This window comes from Pseudomonas sp. FEMGT703P, from assembly GCF_002786345.1.
GTDB lineage: Bacteria > Pseudomonadota > Gammaproteobacteria > Pseudomonadales > Pseudomonadaceae > Aquipseudomonas > Aquipseudomonas peli.
Genome location: NZ_PGCM01000003.1, coordinates 300,460 through 315,540, shown reverse-complemented (window position 1 = coordinate 315,540; position 15,081 = coordinate 300,460). Strand labels below are relative to the sequence as shown.

At 61.2% G+C, this 15,081-nt stretch carries 14 protein-coding genes; 3 read left to right on the top strand and 11 right to left on the bottom strand.

Features of this window, described 5'->3' with window-relative positions; genetic code table 11:
- Positions 1-33: 33 nt before the first annotated feature.
- The 10 genes from CUR33_RS02370 to bioB form a co-directional block, all read right to left on the bottom strand.
- The gene (locus CUR33_RS02370; RefSeq protein ID WP_289238580.1) at positions 34-1,830 is read right to left on the bottom strand and encodes an acyl-CoA dehydrogenase C-terminal domain-containing protein; all 1,797 of its coding nucleotides are present in this window, start codon (positions 1,828-1,830) and stop codon (positions 34-36) included.
- Between the two features lie 110 nt (positions 1,831-1,940).
- Positions 1,941-3,230: a GGDEF domain-containing protein gene (locus tag CUR33_RS02365; RefSeq protein ID WP_289238579.1), complete on the bottom strand. Its 1,290-nt coding sequence runs from the start codon at positions 3,228-3,230 to the stop codon at positions 1,941-1,943.
- Between the two features lie 172 nt (positions 3,231-3,402).
- A complete protein-coding gene (locus tag CUR33_RS02360) occupies positions 3,403-5,208 on the bottom strand; it encodes a phenylacyl-CoA dehydrogenase (RefSeq protein ID WP_090255079.1) in 1,806 nt (601 codons plus the stop codon).
- Between the two features lie 165 nt (positions 5,209-5,373).
- A complete protein-coding gene (locus tag CUR33_RS02355; RefSeq protein WP_289238578.1) occupies positions 5,374-6,153 on the bottom strand; it encodes a putative metalloprotease CJM1_0395 family protein in 780 nt (259 codons plus the stop codon).
- Positions 6,154-6,219: 66 nt separating this feature from the next.
- A complete protein-coding gene (locus tag CUR33_RS02350) occupies positions 6,220-6,519 on the bottom strand; it encodes a hypothetical protein (RefSeq protein ID WP_160089514.1) in 300 nt (99 codons plus the stop codon).
- A 96-nt stretch (positions 6,520-6,615) separates the two neighbouring features.
- Positions 6,616-7,305, bottom strand: coding sequence for a dethiobiotin synthase (bioD, locus tag CUR33_RS02345; RefSeq protein ID WP_289238577.1), 690 nt, complete (start codon positions 7,303-7,305; stop codon positions 6,616-6,618).
- A gap of 63 nt (positions 7,306-7,368) precedes the next feature.
- Positions 7,369-8,175 carry a malonyl-ACP O-methyltransferase BioC gene (gene bioC, locus CUR33_RS02340; protein ID WP_289238576.1) on the bottom strand — a complete coding sequence of 269 codons (807 nt, stop codon included), beginning with the start codon at positions 8,173-8,175 and terminating at the stop codon, positions 7,369-7,371.
- Positions 8,168-8,899, bottom strand: coding sequence for an alpha/beta fold hydrolase (locus tag CUR33_RS02335; protein ID WP_289238575.1), 732 nt, complete (start codon positions 8,897-8,899; stop codon positions 8,168-8,170). The genes bioC and CUR33_RS02335 overlap by 8 nt, the downstream gene beginning before the upstream one ends.
- Positions 8,892-10,073 (bottom strand): 8-amino-7-oxononanoate synthase, encoded by a 1,182-nt coding sequence (gene bioF / locus CUR33_RS02330; RefSeq protein ID WP_170049250.1) that lies wholly within the window; start codon positions 10,071-10,073, stop codon positions 8,892-8,894. The genes CUR33_RS02335 and bioF overlap by 8 nt, the downstream gene beginning before the upstream one ends.
- Positions 10,074-10,180: 107 nt before the next feature.
- Positions 10,181-11,239, bottom strand: coding sequence for a biotin synthase BioB (bioB, locus tag CUR33_RS02325; RefSeq protein WP_289238574.1), 1,059 nt, complete (start codon positions 11,237-11,239; stop codon positions 10,181-10,183).
- Between the two features lie 80 nt (positions 11,240-11,319).
- Here bioB and CUR33_RS02320 point away from each other — a divergent pair, with 80 nt between their 5' ends.
- From CUR33_RS02320 to rarD, 3 genes are all read left to right on the top strand, one after another.
- Entirely contained in the window at positions 11,320-12,054 is a 735-nt protein-coding gene (locus tag CUR33_RS02320; RefSeq protein WP_289238573.1) for a ComF family protein, read from the top strand.
- A 222-nt stretch (positions 12,055-12,276) separates the two neighbouring features.
- Positions 12,277-13,251, top strand: coding sequence for a serine/threonine protein kinase (locus tag CUR33_RS02315; protein WP_289238572.1), 975 nt, complete (start codon positions 12,277-12,279; stop codon positions 13,249-13,251).
- 183 nt (positions 13,252-13,434) lie between these two features.
- Complete coding sequence (rarD, locus tag CUR33_RS02310; protein WP_282874200.1) at positions 13,435-14,328, top strand: EamA family transporter RarD; 894 nt, start codon at positions 13,435-13,437, stop codon at positions 14,326-14,328.
- A 216-nt stretch (positions 14,329-14,544) separates the two neighbouring features.
- On the opposite strand, the gene CUR33_RS02305 is transcribed toward rarD, so the two are convergent.
- Positions 14,545-15,063 (bottom strand): glycine cleavage system protein R, encoded by a 519-nt coding sequence (locus CUR33_RS02305; RefSeq protein WP_289238571.1) that lies wholly within the window; start codon positions 15,061-15,063, stop codon positions 14,545-14,547.
- Positions 15,064-15,081 lie beyond the last annotated feature (18 nt).

Genomic DNA, 15,081 nt, shown 5'->3' with positions numbered 1-15,081 from the left:
AATTGGCGGGCCTTTACCTGCACGTACCGTCCGTCAGAGCGCGAAATGCTCGGCGGGCAGACGCATCAAGCATTCACTGCCGGCTTCAGCACCAGCCAGGTGAGTCGCGGTACGCGGCAACAAGCGCTTGAAATAGAACTCGCAGGTGGCCAACTTGGCCTGATAGAACGCAGCATCACTCGCGCCCGCCGCCAACTGCTGCTCGGCGACCAGCGCCATGCGCAACCAGAAGTAGGCCAGGATGACGTAGCCGGAGTACATCAGGTAGTCCATCGACGCCGCCCCGACTTCGTCCGGGTTCTTCATGGCCGCCATACCAATTTTCTGGGTCAGTGTGCCCCACTGCTGATTCAGCGTGGCCAGTTGAGCGACATAGCCCTTGAGCTGCGGATGCTCGGCCTGCGCTTCGCAGAATTTATGCACGATTTTGGTAAACCCGCGCAGCAACTTACCCTGGCTACTCAGCACCTTGCGCCCCAGCAGGTCGAGGGCCTGGATACCGTTAGTGCCTTCGTAGATCAGGGCAATGCGGCAGTCGCGCACCAGCTGCTCCATGCCCCACTCGCGGATAAACCCGTGGCCACCGAATACCTGCATGCCATGGTTGGTCACCTCCAGACCGGTTTCGGTCATAAAGGCTTTGCAGATCGGCGTCAAAAAGGCCAGCAGGTTCTCGGCTTCCTCACGCTGTTCGGCACTGGCACCGCTGTGGGCTTGATCGATCAGCTGTGCGGTGAAATAGGCCAGCGCACGGTTGCCTTCGTTGAACGCCTTCATGGTCAGCAGCATGCGCCGCACATCAGGGTGCACGATAATCGGGTCAGCGGCCTTATCCGGGGCTTTCGGCCCGGTCAGCGCACGCATCTGCAGGCGATCAGTGGCGTACTTGATCGCGCCCTGGAAGCTGGTTTCACCCAGACACAGCCCCTGCATGCCGGTGCCAAGGCGCGCATGGTTCATCATGGTGAACATGCAGTTAAGGCCTTTGTTGGCCTCGCCGATCAGGTAACCGGTGGCGCTGTCGAAGTTCATCACGCAGGTGGCCGAGGCCTTGATGCCCATCTTGTGCTCGATCGAGCCACAGCTGACCCCATTGCGCGCCCCGGCCTGACCTTCAGCATCGGGCAGGAACTTGGGCACGATAAACAGCGAGATGCCTTTGGTGCCCGCAGGCGCGTCAGGCAGCTTGGCCAAGACCAGGTGCACGATGTTTTCGCTCATATCGTGCTCGCCAGCCGAGATAAAGATCTTGCTGCCGGTTACCGCATAGCTGCCATCGGCCTGAGGCACGGCGCGGGTTTTAATCAGCCCCAGGTCGGTGCCGCAGTGGGCCTCAGTCAGGCACATGGTGCCAGTCCAACGGCCTTCGGTAAGTTTGCTCAGGTAGGTCTGTTTCTGTGCTTCGGTGCCATGGGCATGAATGGCCGACATGGCGCCGTGGGTCAGGCCCGGGTACATACCCCAGGACAGGTTACTGGACCCCACCATCTCACTGATGATTAACCCCAATGAAGACGGTAACCCTTGGCCACCATAGGCCGTATCAGCGGAGAGCCCATTCCAGCCGCCCTCCACATACTGGGCAAAGGCTTCCTTGAAGCCCGCAGGCGTGGTCACCACGCCATTGTTAATCTGGCACTCTTCTTCATCGCCTGAGCGATTCAATGGCGCCAGCACCTGCTCACAGAACTTGGCACCCTCGGCCAGAATGGCGCTGACCATGTCCGGGGTGGCATCGCTGGCACCCATCGCGGCATAGCTCGCGTGAAAATCGAAAACTTCGTCGATCAGAAACTGCATATCGCGCTGGGGGGCTTTGTACTCGGGCATGCTGGGTTCTCCGTCAGCTAGAGCGTGGGTTAGCGCACTACGCTACGGCTCATGCGGCGCGCCAACAATCACCGTGCAAATGCTGAATACACTGCCATTAGCCGGCGCGTTTAACCCCGCACGTTATCCAGCTTGACCGCACCGCGACGCTGGCCGTAACTGCGTACACAGTTACGGCCGGCGCCCTTGGCGTTATACAACGCCTGGTCAGCGGCCTTGAGCACCTCATCCGGATTACGCTGTTCCACCCCGCGTTCGGCCACGCCCATGCTGACCGTCACCGACACCTGATTGGCCGCACTGCCAGCCCGCCGCGCCCGGCCTTGCTTGTCGTCCTGCGGGCGCTGCTGTTTGTCGCGCAACTGAATGCGGTAGGTCTCAATGGCCTGGCGCACCACTTCAAGGTGGGGTAGGCACTCTTCAAGCGTTTTGCCGGGGAACACTAGGGTGAATTCCTCGCCGCCGTAGCGGTAGGCCTTGCCCCCGCCACCGATCTTGCGCAGCTGAGCGGCGACCAGGCGCAGCACCTGATCACCGACATCGTGACCATGGGTGTCGTTGAATTTCTTGAAGTGATCGACGTCGGCCATAGCGATCACATAACTGCGGCCCAAGCGCTGCAAGCGCTCATTCAATGCACGTCGTCCCGGCAGGCCCGTAAGCTCGTCACGGAAGGCCATCTGATAGGCCTCGTGAGCCAAGGCTGCTACCAATATCAGCATGACCTGACTGCTCATCACATTCAGCGCATTGGGCTGGATAAAGGTGTTCGGCAACATCCACAGCACGCCGCACAAGCCGAGCAGCTGGGCCGCATGCAACGGCCTTGGCGCCCGCAGGTACTGCACTGCCAGGAGGATCAGGCCGAGGATAAACACCGGATAAGCCAGCTGCACCAGCGCCAACCACTCCACCTGCAACGCCGGCCAGCGCACCCGCGATAGCCAATGCAGCAGCGCATCGGGAAAGCGCTGCGCCAGGCCCACCGCCACCGCACCGACTGCCAACAGAACCGCTGCACGGGCAATCAGGTCCTGCAGCAGATGGGTGCGTTCCTGCCAGGCCGCGTAGAGGCTGTAGAGCAGCGGCAACAACAGGCTGCACAGATGGAAGATCAGCGCCGCATCACTGCGCACCTGCCCTGTGGCACGAAAATGATCAACCTGGCTATCCAGCAGGAAGTAAGCGAGGTACAGCGTCAGCAGCAGAAACACTTCGCGCTGACGGCCATACACCAGGCAAAAGGCGCCGCCGAGTAACAGCAGGAGGGTGGGCAGCACGTTGAACAGCGAGGTGAAGAACTCGCTCAGCACAGCCAACCGCGCCAACAGCACACCGCCAAGCAGCAGCAGCAGCGAAGGCAGAAAATGACTGAAGCGCACAGCAGCAAGACGCGACAAGACAGGCTCCACACCGCGATAAAAGTGGATAACGTCGCGCAGTTTGCCTGTAACGCGCGCGTTGCGCACGGAACCTAACGACAAATCGACAAGCGAGCTGGCGCGTTTTATTTGCCCCATAAAAAAACCGCCACCCAAGGGCAGCGGTTCTTTCGACCTAAAGGACGAAGGCTTAGTAGCCCAGGGCGAAGTTCTCTTCGGCCATGTCCATTAGGTTGTTGGCGCCAGACAGCATCGCCTCTACGTGCATACGGGTACGCGGCAGAATACGGGCGAAGTAGAAGTTGGCAGTCTGCAGCTTGGCTTTGTAGAACGCCTCGTCTTCAGCACCGGCAGCAATCTTCTCAGCAGCCAGGCGAGCCATGTCGGCCCAGAAGTAAGCCAGGCAGGCATAACCGGAGTACATCAGGTAGTCCACCGAAGCGGCACCGACTTCTTCACGGTCTTTCATAGCGGCCATGCCCACTTTCATGGTGATGTCGCCCCACTCTTTGTTCAGCTTGGCCAACGGCTCAACCAGGCCTTTGATGGCGTCGTTAGCTTCGTTGGTCTGGCAGAACTTGTGCACGATCTTGGTGAAGTTCTTCAGCGCGCCGCCCTGGGTCATCAGAATCTTACGACCCAACAGGTCGAGGGCCTGAATACCGGTGGTGCCTTCGTACATCATCGAGATACGGCAGTCGCGAACGTTCTGCTCCATGCCCCACTCGGCGATAAAGCCGTGGCCACCGTAGATCTGCATGCCGTGGTTGGCGGCTTCGAAGCCGACTTCGGTCATGAAGGCTTTGGCGATTGGCGTGAGGAAGGCCAGCAGTTCGTCTGCAGCTTTCTTCTCGGCTTCGTCTTTGCTGTATTTGACGATGTCCACTTGCTTAGCAGTGAAGTACACCATCGCACGGTTACCTTCAGCGAAGGCTTTCATGGTCAGCAGCATACGACGCACGTCCGGGTGGACGATGATCGGGTCAGCGGCTTTGTCCGGCGCTTTCGGGCCAGTCAACGAACGCATCTGCAGACGCTCGCGAGCGTACTTCAGACCACCCTGGAAACCGATTTCAGCGTGAGCCAGACCTTGCAGAGCAGTACCCAGGCGGGCCGTGTTCATGAAGGTGAACATGCAGTTCAGGCCTTTGTTGGCTGGGCCGATCAGGAAGCCGGTGGCGCCGTCAAAGTTCATCACGCAGGTGGCGTTACCGTGGATACCCATCTTGTGCTCGATCGAGCCACAGGAAACGGCATTGCGTGCGCCAACAGAGCCGTCAGCGTTGACCGAGAATTTCGGCACGATGAACAGCGAAATACCTTTGGTGCCTTGCGGCGCGTCGGGCAGGCGGGCCAGAACGATATGGACGATGTTATCGGCCATGTCGTGTTCGCCAGCGGAGATGAAGATCTTGGTGCCGGACACTTTGTAGGTGCCGTCAGCTTGCGGCTCAGCCTTGGTGCGCAGCATGCCCAGGTCGGTACCGCAATGTGGCTCGGTCAGGCACATGGTGCCAGTCCACTCGCCGGAAACCAGCTTGGTCAGGTAGGTGTGCTTCTGATCATCGGTGCCGTGTTCGGCAATGGTGTTCATCGCACCGTGCGACAGGCCTGGGTACATGCCCCACGACCAGTTGGACGAACCCACCATTTCGCTCAGCACCAGACCCAGCGACTCAGGCAGGCCTTGGCCGCCATGGTCAGCGTCGTGCGCCAGGCTCGGCCAGCCGCCTTCAACATACTGCTGATAGGCTTCTTTGAAGCCGGTAGGGGTTTTCACGCCTTCCGGGGACCAGGTGCAACCTTCGGTGTCACCTACACGATTCAGTGGCGACAGCACTTGCTCACAGAACTTGGCGCCTTCTTCAAGGATGGCGTCGACCATGTCCGGAGTAGCGTCCTGGCAGCCAGGCAGGCTCTGATAATGCGCTTCGTAGCCGAGCAGTTCGTCGCGTACGAAACGGATATCACGCAAGGGGGCCTTGTAATCAGGCATAGCGGTTAACCTCTGCGGTGGATTCTTAGTGTGTAGGTGACCGGGTATTCGGTCGGTTTCGGGAGCAATCCCGGCGCTCGCCTGCCCCTTGGCAATCGAGCTAATCAAACAAGCGTTTGAAACATACGTTTATGCCTATTTAATGTCAAGCACCCCACGTGCCGTTCAGGCCACCAGATCGACAATCGGGGCCGGCGTCTGCAACCCGCTGAGCTGCTTGTACAGATCAAGACTAGGTGGTGGTGGCACATCCTGCTGGGCGGGCGCGGTGGATTTCTCTTCCTCGTCCGACGGCGGCTCTTCCTCTTTGCTGCGTTGCTCGGCACGCGCCTCACGGGCGGCCTCAACCTCACTGCGCTGCTGTTGTGCCAGCTCGACACGGGCCTCGGCCATCTGCAACTGAGCTTGCGCGGCCACCTGACGATCCTGCGCAGAGGGCTCTGCGGGCGCCAGTGCAGCACGGATGACAACTTCCATCTTGCGCAGGGTGGCTTCCGGGTCGTTCGGAATGGGGCTGGTGTCGATGCCGACCTCACCACCCACCGCGTAGCGCTTGCCATCAGGGCCGCGCTCATAGGTGTAGCTCGGCGCGCCGGCATAGCGGCCACCGACGGCGGCATGCGCCTGCTCGTGGGTGCGCACTTCCTGATCACGGCTGACCAGCTTGGCGATTTCCAGTTGCTCAAGACGCTGCTGCTGAGGGCTGGGCTCGCCTTCGCGGCTTTTCGCGTTTTCGGGATTGGTCGAGGCGTCAGCAGGTTTATCCGCTTCTTCACGCGCCGAAGCCGACTGCTCATCGGCCAGTGGCTGGGCCGCGGTTACCGGCGACTGAGCTGCGCGGGTGATGTCCGGGGATACATCAGGGGAAATATTGGACGCAAGAAGACGAGCCGGCAGTAACGTGGCTGCAGGCGCAGGATAAGACGATGCGCCGCCAATCTGCATGCAATGACTCCTCGCCCCGCAGTTGCTGCCTCATTACCAGGCATGAGAACGCTCGGGGCGGGCGACTCAGGCCGTTGTATCGATCAGGGTACCGAGCACTTCGTCAGCGGTTTTGACCACCTTGGCGCCGGCTTCAGCCTCATTTTGACCTTGGCGCAAAGCGACCAGGCTTTCCGCCAGATCAGGGCGCGTCTGCTCGGCCGAACTCGGCGAAGGGTTAACCTGATTAGCCGGCGGCGCAGAAGTGGGCTGCGGTTGCGGACCCAGCGCATTGCTGGCGATATCCGCCGCAGCCTGATCGACCCGGCGCTGGCCAGACTGAATGGTGCTGATGCCCGAGTTGAAGGCGCTTCCTGAAATTTCCATGTCCAAGCTCCCGCTATGGCAAACCACTAACAGCTTCAATTGAAGCAGAAGTTGCTCGAAAAACGTACAAGCAAAAAGCTATGGCACTTGGCCTGCTTATAGCGCGCGGTGCAATAGATCGAGGTTGAGGTAGCCAGAAACCGCAGCCGGCGTGGCTTCGGCCAGGCGCGGAACATAGCCCAGACAGGGGGCTGGTAGCCGTTCGGCTAGGGTGGCCAGATTGTCCTCAAGCTGAGAGGTCTGAGGATCGACCAGATTGGCCACCCAGCCCGCCAGCAGAAGGCCGTCACGCAGGATGGCCTCCGCAGTGAGCAACGCATGATTGATGCAGCCCAGGCGCACGCCGACCACCAGAATCACCGGCAACTGCAAAGCAATCGCCAGGTCCGACAGGGCTTCCTGACCGGCCAACGGCACCCGCCAACCGCCCGCCCCTTCGACCAAAGTAAAGTCCGCCTGCTTGTCCAGAATTGCCTGTACCGGCCCCTGCAACGCGGCAACATCCAGCAATATACTCACCTCGCGCGCCGCCAGATGCGGGGCAATCGCCGGCTCGAAGGCCAGCGGATTGACCTCTTCATAGCGCAGCGCCAGGGTGCATTCGCCGAGCAATGCCAGGGCGTCGTCGTTGCGCAGGCCATCCACTGTGCGCACACAGCCGGATGCCACCGGTTTGGCCGCAGCAGTCGACAGCCCCGCCATTCGTGCCGCGTGCAGCAGCCCGGCGGCGATGGTGGTTTTGCCAATTTCGGTGTCGGTGCCTGTAACGAAAAATGCTTGGCTCATAGCGATCTCTGACGAGGGGTATTGGCTACGTTCTGAAGTAACTCTGGGCAAGCGGGGCTTATCTCAACCCTTGCGCAATACGCCGTAAACCACCTTATAGGTCGCTGGCAGGCCTTGTGGCTGACGGAACTGCTCATAGGCGTTAAGCAGCGCCAGCATGCGCGCCCGCCCCGTCAAACCGCCGGGCCGGCCGGGGTTGAGGTTGTGCGCGCCCAGGGCTTTCAGTTCATGGGTCAGGCTGCGCACATCCGTGTAGTGCAGGGTTTCCGGGGTGGTTTGCAGGCTTACACAGGTCAACCCGCTACCAGCGCACAGGCGCTGGTAATCCTCGAAACGGCGGAAGCGGTTGACGTGGACAAAGCCATCCACCGCTTGCCAGCTGTCGCGCAGTTCCTGCAGGGTGCCGACACACAAGCTGCTAAACGCCAGCACGCCGCCAGGGCGCAGCACACGCTCGGCTTCGCTAAGCACGGCGGAAAAATTCGCGCACCACTGCAAGGCCAAGCTGGAAAACAGCAGCTCGCAAGACGCATCGCGCAACGGCAGGCGCTCGGCATCGCCGGCAATAAACTGCTGCGCGCCGCCCAGCGGCCGAGCGTGCTGCAGCATGCCCTCGGCGATATCCACAGCCACGCCCTGGCTGGCCGGAAAACGCTCGCCCAGCGCACGACTGAAATAACCGGTGCCACAACCCAGGTCGAGCCAACGCACCGGGCTGATCGCTGCCGGTAACTGCGCCAGCAACTGCTGACCCACGTTGCGCTGCAGAGCCGCCACGCTGTCGTAGCTTTGCGCCGCGCGGGAGAAGGATGCCGCCACCTGGCGCTTGTCCGGCAGGCCGCCGAGAGGATCATTGGCCAGATCAGTCATCACCGGCCTCGTGCAGAAAGGCCTGAATCGCCGCCGCAATTTCATGCGGGCGCTCTAGGGCAAAGGCGTGGCTGGCGTTATCAATCAGGCCGACTTCGACATCTGGCAACAACTCCAGCAAGGCCTGCGCGGCACTTGCAGGAACCAGTGCATCGGCGCCGGCGAACAGATGCAACTGTGGGCCGGCAAAGGACTGTAACGAGGTCCGCGTATCCAGATTGGCAAGCAGATCCAGCCCAGCCAACAGAGTGGCGGACTGCGGTTGTGGAGCCGCGCCGAGCAACTGCCGCGACAGGCCACGGGCATCCGCAGCGCCTTGGGCGCAAAGCAGGGAGAAACGCTTCAGGGTAGCGGACGCATCAGCAGCGCAGCCCTGACGAAAAGCCTTAAACGTCTCGGCGGGCATAGCCGCAGACCAGCTTGGCTCGGCGACAAAACGCAGGTTACTGGCCAGGGTCAGCAGACCGCTGCAACGTTCACCTCGACGCGCTGCCAGCTCAGCGGCAAGCATGCCGCCGAGGGACCAGCCGCCAAGCCAGGCGTCCTCTGGCAGGTTGGCGTCGAGTTCGTCCAGCCAGTCGGCTAGATCGCTAGAAACCAATAAAGGCAGCGGCTCGACCTGCACCTGCAAGCGCGGATCGAGGCCGCGCAGGGCCTCGGCCAGCGGCTGCAAGGGCGCAGTACCCAACCCCCAGCCGGGCAGCAAAATCAGTCGATCACGCATGTACGGCCGCCTCACCAGCCAGCAGCGGCCAGCATTCAGCCAGAGCCTCCAGCAGCAGTTCCAGCTGTTCCAGGCTGTGCGCAGCGGACAACGTGACGCGCAAACGTGCACTGCCGGCGGGTACGGTAGGCGGACGAATCGCCGTCACCAGCAGACCGCGCTCGCGCAGCATCTGTGACAGTTGCATCGCACGGCCACTGTCGCCAATCAGAATCGGCTGAATCGGCGTGGCGCTATCCATCAGTTCAAGACCGATGGCCTGTGCGCCTTCACGGAAGCGCTTGATCAGGGCGTTCAGGTGCTCACGCCGCCAGTGCTCGCTGCGCAGCAATTCCAGGCTTTGCAGGGTGGCGCAAGCCAACGCCGGCGGCTGACTGGTGGTGTAGATATAGGGGCGGGCGAACTGCACCAAGGCTTCGATCAGGTCGTCACTGCCGGCGACAAAGGCACCGGCCGTACCGAAGGCCTTGCCCAGGGTGCCGACCAGCACCTGCACATCATCCAGGCCCAGGCCGAAGTGCTCGACAATGCCGCCGCCGGTGGCGCCCAGTGGACCAAAACCGTGGGCATCATCGACCATCACCCAGGCATTGGCACGGCGCGCTTCAGCGCACAGTGAAGGCAGATCAGCCAGATCGCCGTCCATGCTGAACACGCCGTCGGTGACGATCAGGGTATTACCGATGACCTTGCGCAGGCGATTGGCCAGACTGACGCCATCGTTATGCAGGTAACGGGAAAACCGCGCACCGCTGAGCAAGCCGGCATCCAGCAGGGATGCGTGGTTAAGGCGATCCTCCAGCACGCTATCGCCCTGCCCCACCAGCGCGGTGACCGCACCGAGATTGGCCATATAACCGGTGGAAAACAGCAGCGCGCGAGGGCGTCCGGTGAACTCGGCCAGTGCTTCTTCGAGCTGGTGATGTGGAGTGCTATGACCGATCACCAGATGCGAGGCACCGCCGCCCACACCCCATTTCTCCGCGCCAGCGCGCCAGGCTTCGATGACCTGCGGATGATTGGCCAGGCCGAGGTAGTCGTTGGAACAGAAGGCCAGCAGCTGCCTACCATCGACCTGCACCAGCGGCCCCTGCGGTGATTCCAGCAGCGGGCGTTGGCGATAGAGGTTGGCAGCGCGGCGTTCAGCGAGGCGAGCGGATAGATCGAAAGGCATAGGCAGACCTGGCAGAAACTCGTTTGCTAAGACCCGATCCATTAGCGATCTGCGGCGATCACCGAGAGACCGAACTGCCGCAAACGGGCTTCTGCATAAACAGCGGTTTAGGCCGAAGCGGCGTTATAGAACAGCTTGGAATCACGCTGTTCGACCAGCGCCTGCTCAATGGCCGCCTGATGCACTTCATCGGCATGCTCTTCACGCTCCTCCGGCTTGATGCCGAGGCGGGCGAATAATTGCATGTCCTGGTTGGCTTGCGGGTTGGCAGTGGTCAGCAGTTTTTCGCCGTAGAAGATCGAGTTGGCGCCGGCGAAAAACGCCAGGGCCTGCATCTGCTCGTTCATCGCCTCGCGGCCGGCGGACAGCCGCACATGCGACTGCGGCATCATGATCCGCGCGACGGCGAGCATGCGGATAAAGTCGAACGGATCGACATCCTGCTCATCAGCCAGCGGCGTGCCTTTGACTTTCACCAGCATGTTGATCGGCACCGACTCCGGGTGCTCCGGCAGGTTGGCCAGCTGAATCAACAGGCCAGCGCGATCGTCCAGCGACTCGCCCATGCCGAGGATGCCACCGGAGCAGATCTTCATCCCCGAATCACGCACATAGGCCAGGGTTTCCAGGCGATCGGCGTAAGTGCGGGTGGTGATGATGTTGCCGTAGAACTCCGGCGAGGTGTCCAGGTTGTGGTTGTAGTAGTCAAGGCCGGCAGCGGCCAGGGCCTGGGTCTGCTCTTTATCCAGCTTGCCCAGGGTCATGCAAGTTTCCAGGCCAAGAGCTTTAACGCCCTCGACCATTTTCAGCACGTAGGGCATGTCCTTGGTCGACGGGTGCTTCCACGCCGCGCCCATGCAGAAACGGGTGGAACCGATGGCCTTGGCCTCGGCGGCGGCTTCCAGCACTTTCTGCACTTCCAGCAGCTTTTCCTTTTCCAGGCCGGTGTTGTAGTGGCCGGATTGCGGGCAGTACTTGCAGTCTTCTGGGCAGGCACCCGTCTTGATCGACAGCAGGGTCGAGACCTGCACACGGTTCTGGTCAAAATGCGCGCGATGCACGGTCTGCGCCTGGAACAACAGGTCGTTGAACGGTTGCTCGAAGAGCGCCTTGACCTCATTCAAAGTCCAGTCGTGACGCAGGTTGGCGGCGGTAGTGGCGCTCATCGGTAATTCCTTATTGTTGGCGGCGTCCTGCTAGATTCAGCGGACGCGACACGGATGTTCGGCATAGTTATGGAAGGCGTATGCGCTGTCAACCCGACTCACAGCACCCGGTTTACAACTGGTTAAAAAGCAAGCAAATCTGCCTGCTCTGCGATGAAGCCGCAGACGCTGCGCTGGCCATCTGCACCAGCTGCGAAGCCGAGCTGCCCTGGCTTGGCGGGCATTGCCAGGTCTGCGCTCTGCCGCTGCCCAGCCAAGGCTTGGTATGCGGCGCCTGCCTGAACAAGCCGCCGAGTTTTAGCAAAGTCGAAGTGCCCTGGCGCTACGCCTTCCCCATCGACAGCCTGATCACCCGGTTCAAGCATCAGGCCAAGTGGCCATTGGGACGTCTGCTCGGTGAGCTTTTGTCACATCACCTGCAACATGCCTTCGATGAAGGACTGCCTAAGCCTGACCTGCTGCTGCCTGTGCCCCTGGCCAATAAACGCCAACGCCAACGGGGCTTCAACCAGGCCGGCCTGCTCGCTGAATGGCTGAGCGCCAGCCTACAACTGCCGCAACAGGCACACTGGCTGCAGAGGGTGATCGACACACCGGCGCAACAGCAGCTGGATGCGGCCACCCGTAAACGTAACCTGCGTAAAGCCTTCGCCTTGGCGCCGAACAGTGCAGTCAGCGGCCTGCATGTGGCGCTGGTCGATGATGTACTGACCACCGGCGCCACCGCCGAAAGCCTGGCGCGCCTATTAAAGAAGGCCGGCGCGGCGCGGGTTGATGTCTACTGCCTGGCGCGCACACCGAGGCCAGGCGACTGAGTAATGAGTTGCAGGAAAGAGCCTGTTCAAAGGCTCGCGAGCTAGAGCCATGCAAGGCGCTACGTAGTAACAGCCTCCGGCTGGTCAAAACGGCGAGGAAGCGGAGTTTACTGGTGTAAATGAGCATTCCGAGCCTGTTTTTAACGCAGCAGGGCCGACGCGCAGCAAACTTTGGACAGGCTCTAAGCGGTACACTTTGCGGCCCACCTGCTGGAGTCACCTATGTCCCATCCATTTGCCGCACTCACACCCGACCTGGTGCTGGATGCCGTGGAGAGCATCGGCTACCTCAGCGACGCCCGCGTACTGGCGCTGAACAGCTATGAAAATCGCGTCTATCAAGTGGGCATCGAGGACGAGACACCGCTGATCGCCAAGTTCTACCGTCCGGATCGCTGGACCGATGACGCAATTCGCGAAGAGCACAGCTTTACCTTCGAGCTGGCCGAATGCGAAGTACCGGTTGTAGCGCCCCTGGTACGCGACGGCGAAACCCTGTTCAGTTACCAGGGCTTTCGCTTCGCCCTGTTTCCGCGCCGTGGCGGCCGGGCGCCGGAACCTGGCAACCTCGATCAGCTGTATCGCCTCGGCCAACTGCTTGGCCGCCTGCATGCGGTCGGCTCACTCAAGCCGTTTGCCCACCGTGAGGCCTTGCAGGTGAGCAACTTCGGCCATGCATCGCTGGCCACCCTACTCGATGGCAACTTTATTCCACGCAGCCTGCTGCCGGCCTACGAGTCAGTGGCTCGTGATCTGCTCAAACGCCTAGATGTGCTGTTCGCCGCCAACCCGGTGCAGTCGATCCGTCTGCATGGCGATTGCCACCCCGGCAACCTGCTGTGCCGCGACGAGACCTTCCATATGGTCGACCTCGACGACTGCCGTATGGGCCCGGCGGTGCAGGATTTGTGGATGATGCTGGCTGGCGACCGCCACGAACGCCTCGGTCAGCTGTCGGAGTTGATGGATGGCTATCAGGAGTTTCACGACTTCAACCCGCGCGAACTGCCGCTGATCGAAGGCCTGCGCACCCTGCGCCTGATGCATTACAGCGCCTGGCTGGCACGCCGCTGGGACGACCCGGCCTTCCCCATGAGTTTCCCCTGGTTTGGCAGCGAGCGTTACTGGGGTGAGCAGATCCTGATCCTGCGCGAGCAGCTGTCGGCGTTGGATGAAGAGCCGCTAAAGCTGTTTTGACGCCTAGCCCGGACGCAACCCGAGTTACCGGGCTGACCACTACAGTTAGCCCTGTCGCCGTAACGTCTTTGTTACAGCCAAGTGGCCTAGGGCGCCGAAGAAAATTCTGCCCATCCAGACAAGCCCGCGCCGCGCCGACTAGAATCGCAAGCCTCTCGTTAGCAGCCTAAGCAAGGACCCTGCATGGCCACCGCCAACCCGCGCCGCGGGTATATTCTCGGCCTGACCGCCTACATCATCTGGGGCCTTTTCCCGCTCTATTTCAAAGCTATCCAGAGCGTGCCTGCGCTGGAAATCATCGTTCATCGCGCACTCTGGTCCGCGCTGTTCGGCGCGCTGTTGCTGCTAGTGTGGAAGCACCCCGGCTGGCTGCGCGAGCTGCTCAACAATCCCAAACGCTTTGCCGTACTGGCTTTGAGCGGTGTGCTGATCGCCAGCAACTGGTTGGTGTATGTGTGGGCGGTAAATAACGAGCGCATGCTTGAGGCCAGCCTGGGCTACTACATCAACCCGCTGGTCAACGTGCTGCTGGGCATGTTGATTCTCGGCGAGCGTCTGCGCCGCCTGCAGTGGCTGGCCGTGGCCCTGGCCGCGCTGGGTGTATTACAGCAGCTGTGGCAGGTCGGCAGCATTCCCTGGGTATCCCTGGTACTGGCGCTGACCTTCGGCTTCTACGGGCTGATCCGCAAACAGGCGCCGGTTGCCGCGCTGCCCGGCCTGGTCGTGGAAACCTGGCTGCTGCTGCCACTGGCGCTCGGCTGGCTGCTGATGCACCCAGCGGCGATGAGCACCCAGGCCGACTTCTGGAGCACCCCGGAAGCCCTCTGGCTGATCGCCGCTGGGCCGATTACCTTGGTGCCGCTGGTGTGTTTCAACGCCGCCGCCCGCCATCTGCCCTACACCACCCTGGGTTTTCTGCAGTACCTGGCGCCGACCCTGGTGCTGCTGCAGGCGATCTTTCTGTTTGATGAGCATTTCGACCCGAGCAAACTGCTGGCCTTTATCTGCATCTGGACGGGTTTGGCGATCTACAGCGTGGATGCCTGGCTCAGCCTGCGCAAACGCCAGGCTGACTAAAAAACAACCAGCACCCTGTAACGCCCGAGGCCGCTGGTCTGCAGCCAGTTGCCCCCGGCTTATCCACAGAAGCATCCCCGGCCTTTGTGCACAACCAGTTGCTAAGTGCTTAAAAAATAAGCACTTAGCAAAAAGCCCCGGGGCACTAAGCAGTGCTCCGGGGCTCCTCATGCTACGCACAGAGTTATCCACATTGATCGTGGATAAACCTCGACGTTACTCTTCAACCTGCAGCTTTAGCTCCACCATCAGATCATCCGCCAGGGTTTCCAGATGCGTCTGCAACTGCTCCAGGCTCAGACTCTGCGGCACGCCCAGCACAGCCTGGGCCTGGAACAGCAGCTCGCCGCTCATGGGCGCAGGCACCACTTCGGTGTTCAGGCTTTCCAGGTTGACCCCATGACTGCTGAGCAGGCGGGTGATATCGCGCACGATGCCCGGACGATCATTGCCCACCAGCTCCAGGCGAATAGCCTGCAAAACCGTTACCGGCTCGGTGCCGCCTGCGGCGATCTGCACACGGATGCCATGGGCCTGCAATTCCTCCAGCGCTGTGACCAGGCCGGAATGCGCGTCCAGCGGCACATCCACCCGCAGGATCCCGGCGAACTGCCCGGCCATGCGCGACATGCGGCTTTCCAGCCAGTTACCACCGTGCTCGCTGATGCACTGGGCGATACGCTCGACCAGCCCCGGCTGATCCTGGGCAATAACCGTCAATACCAGATGGTCCATGAACAACTCCTTATACGA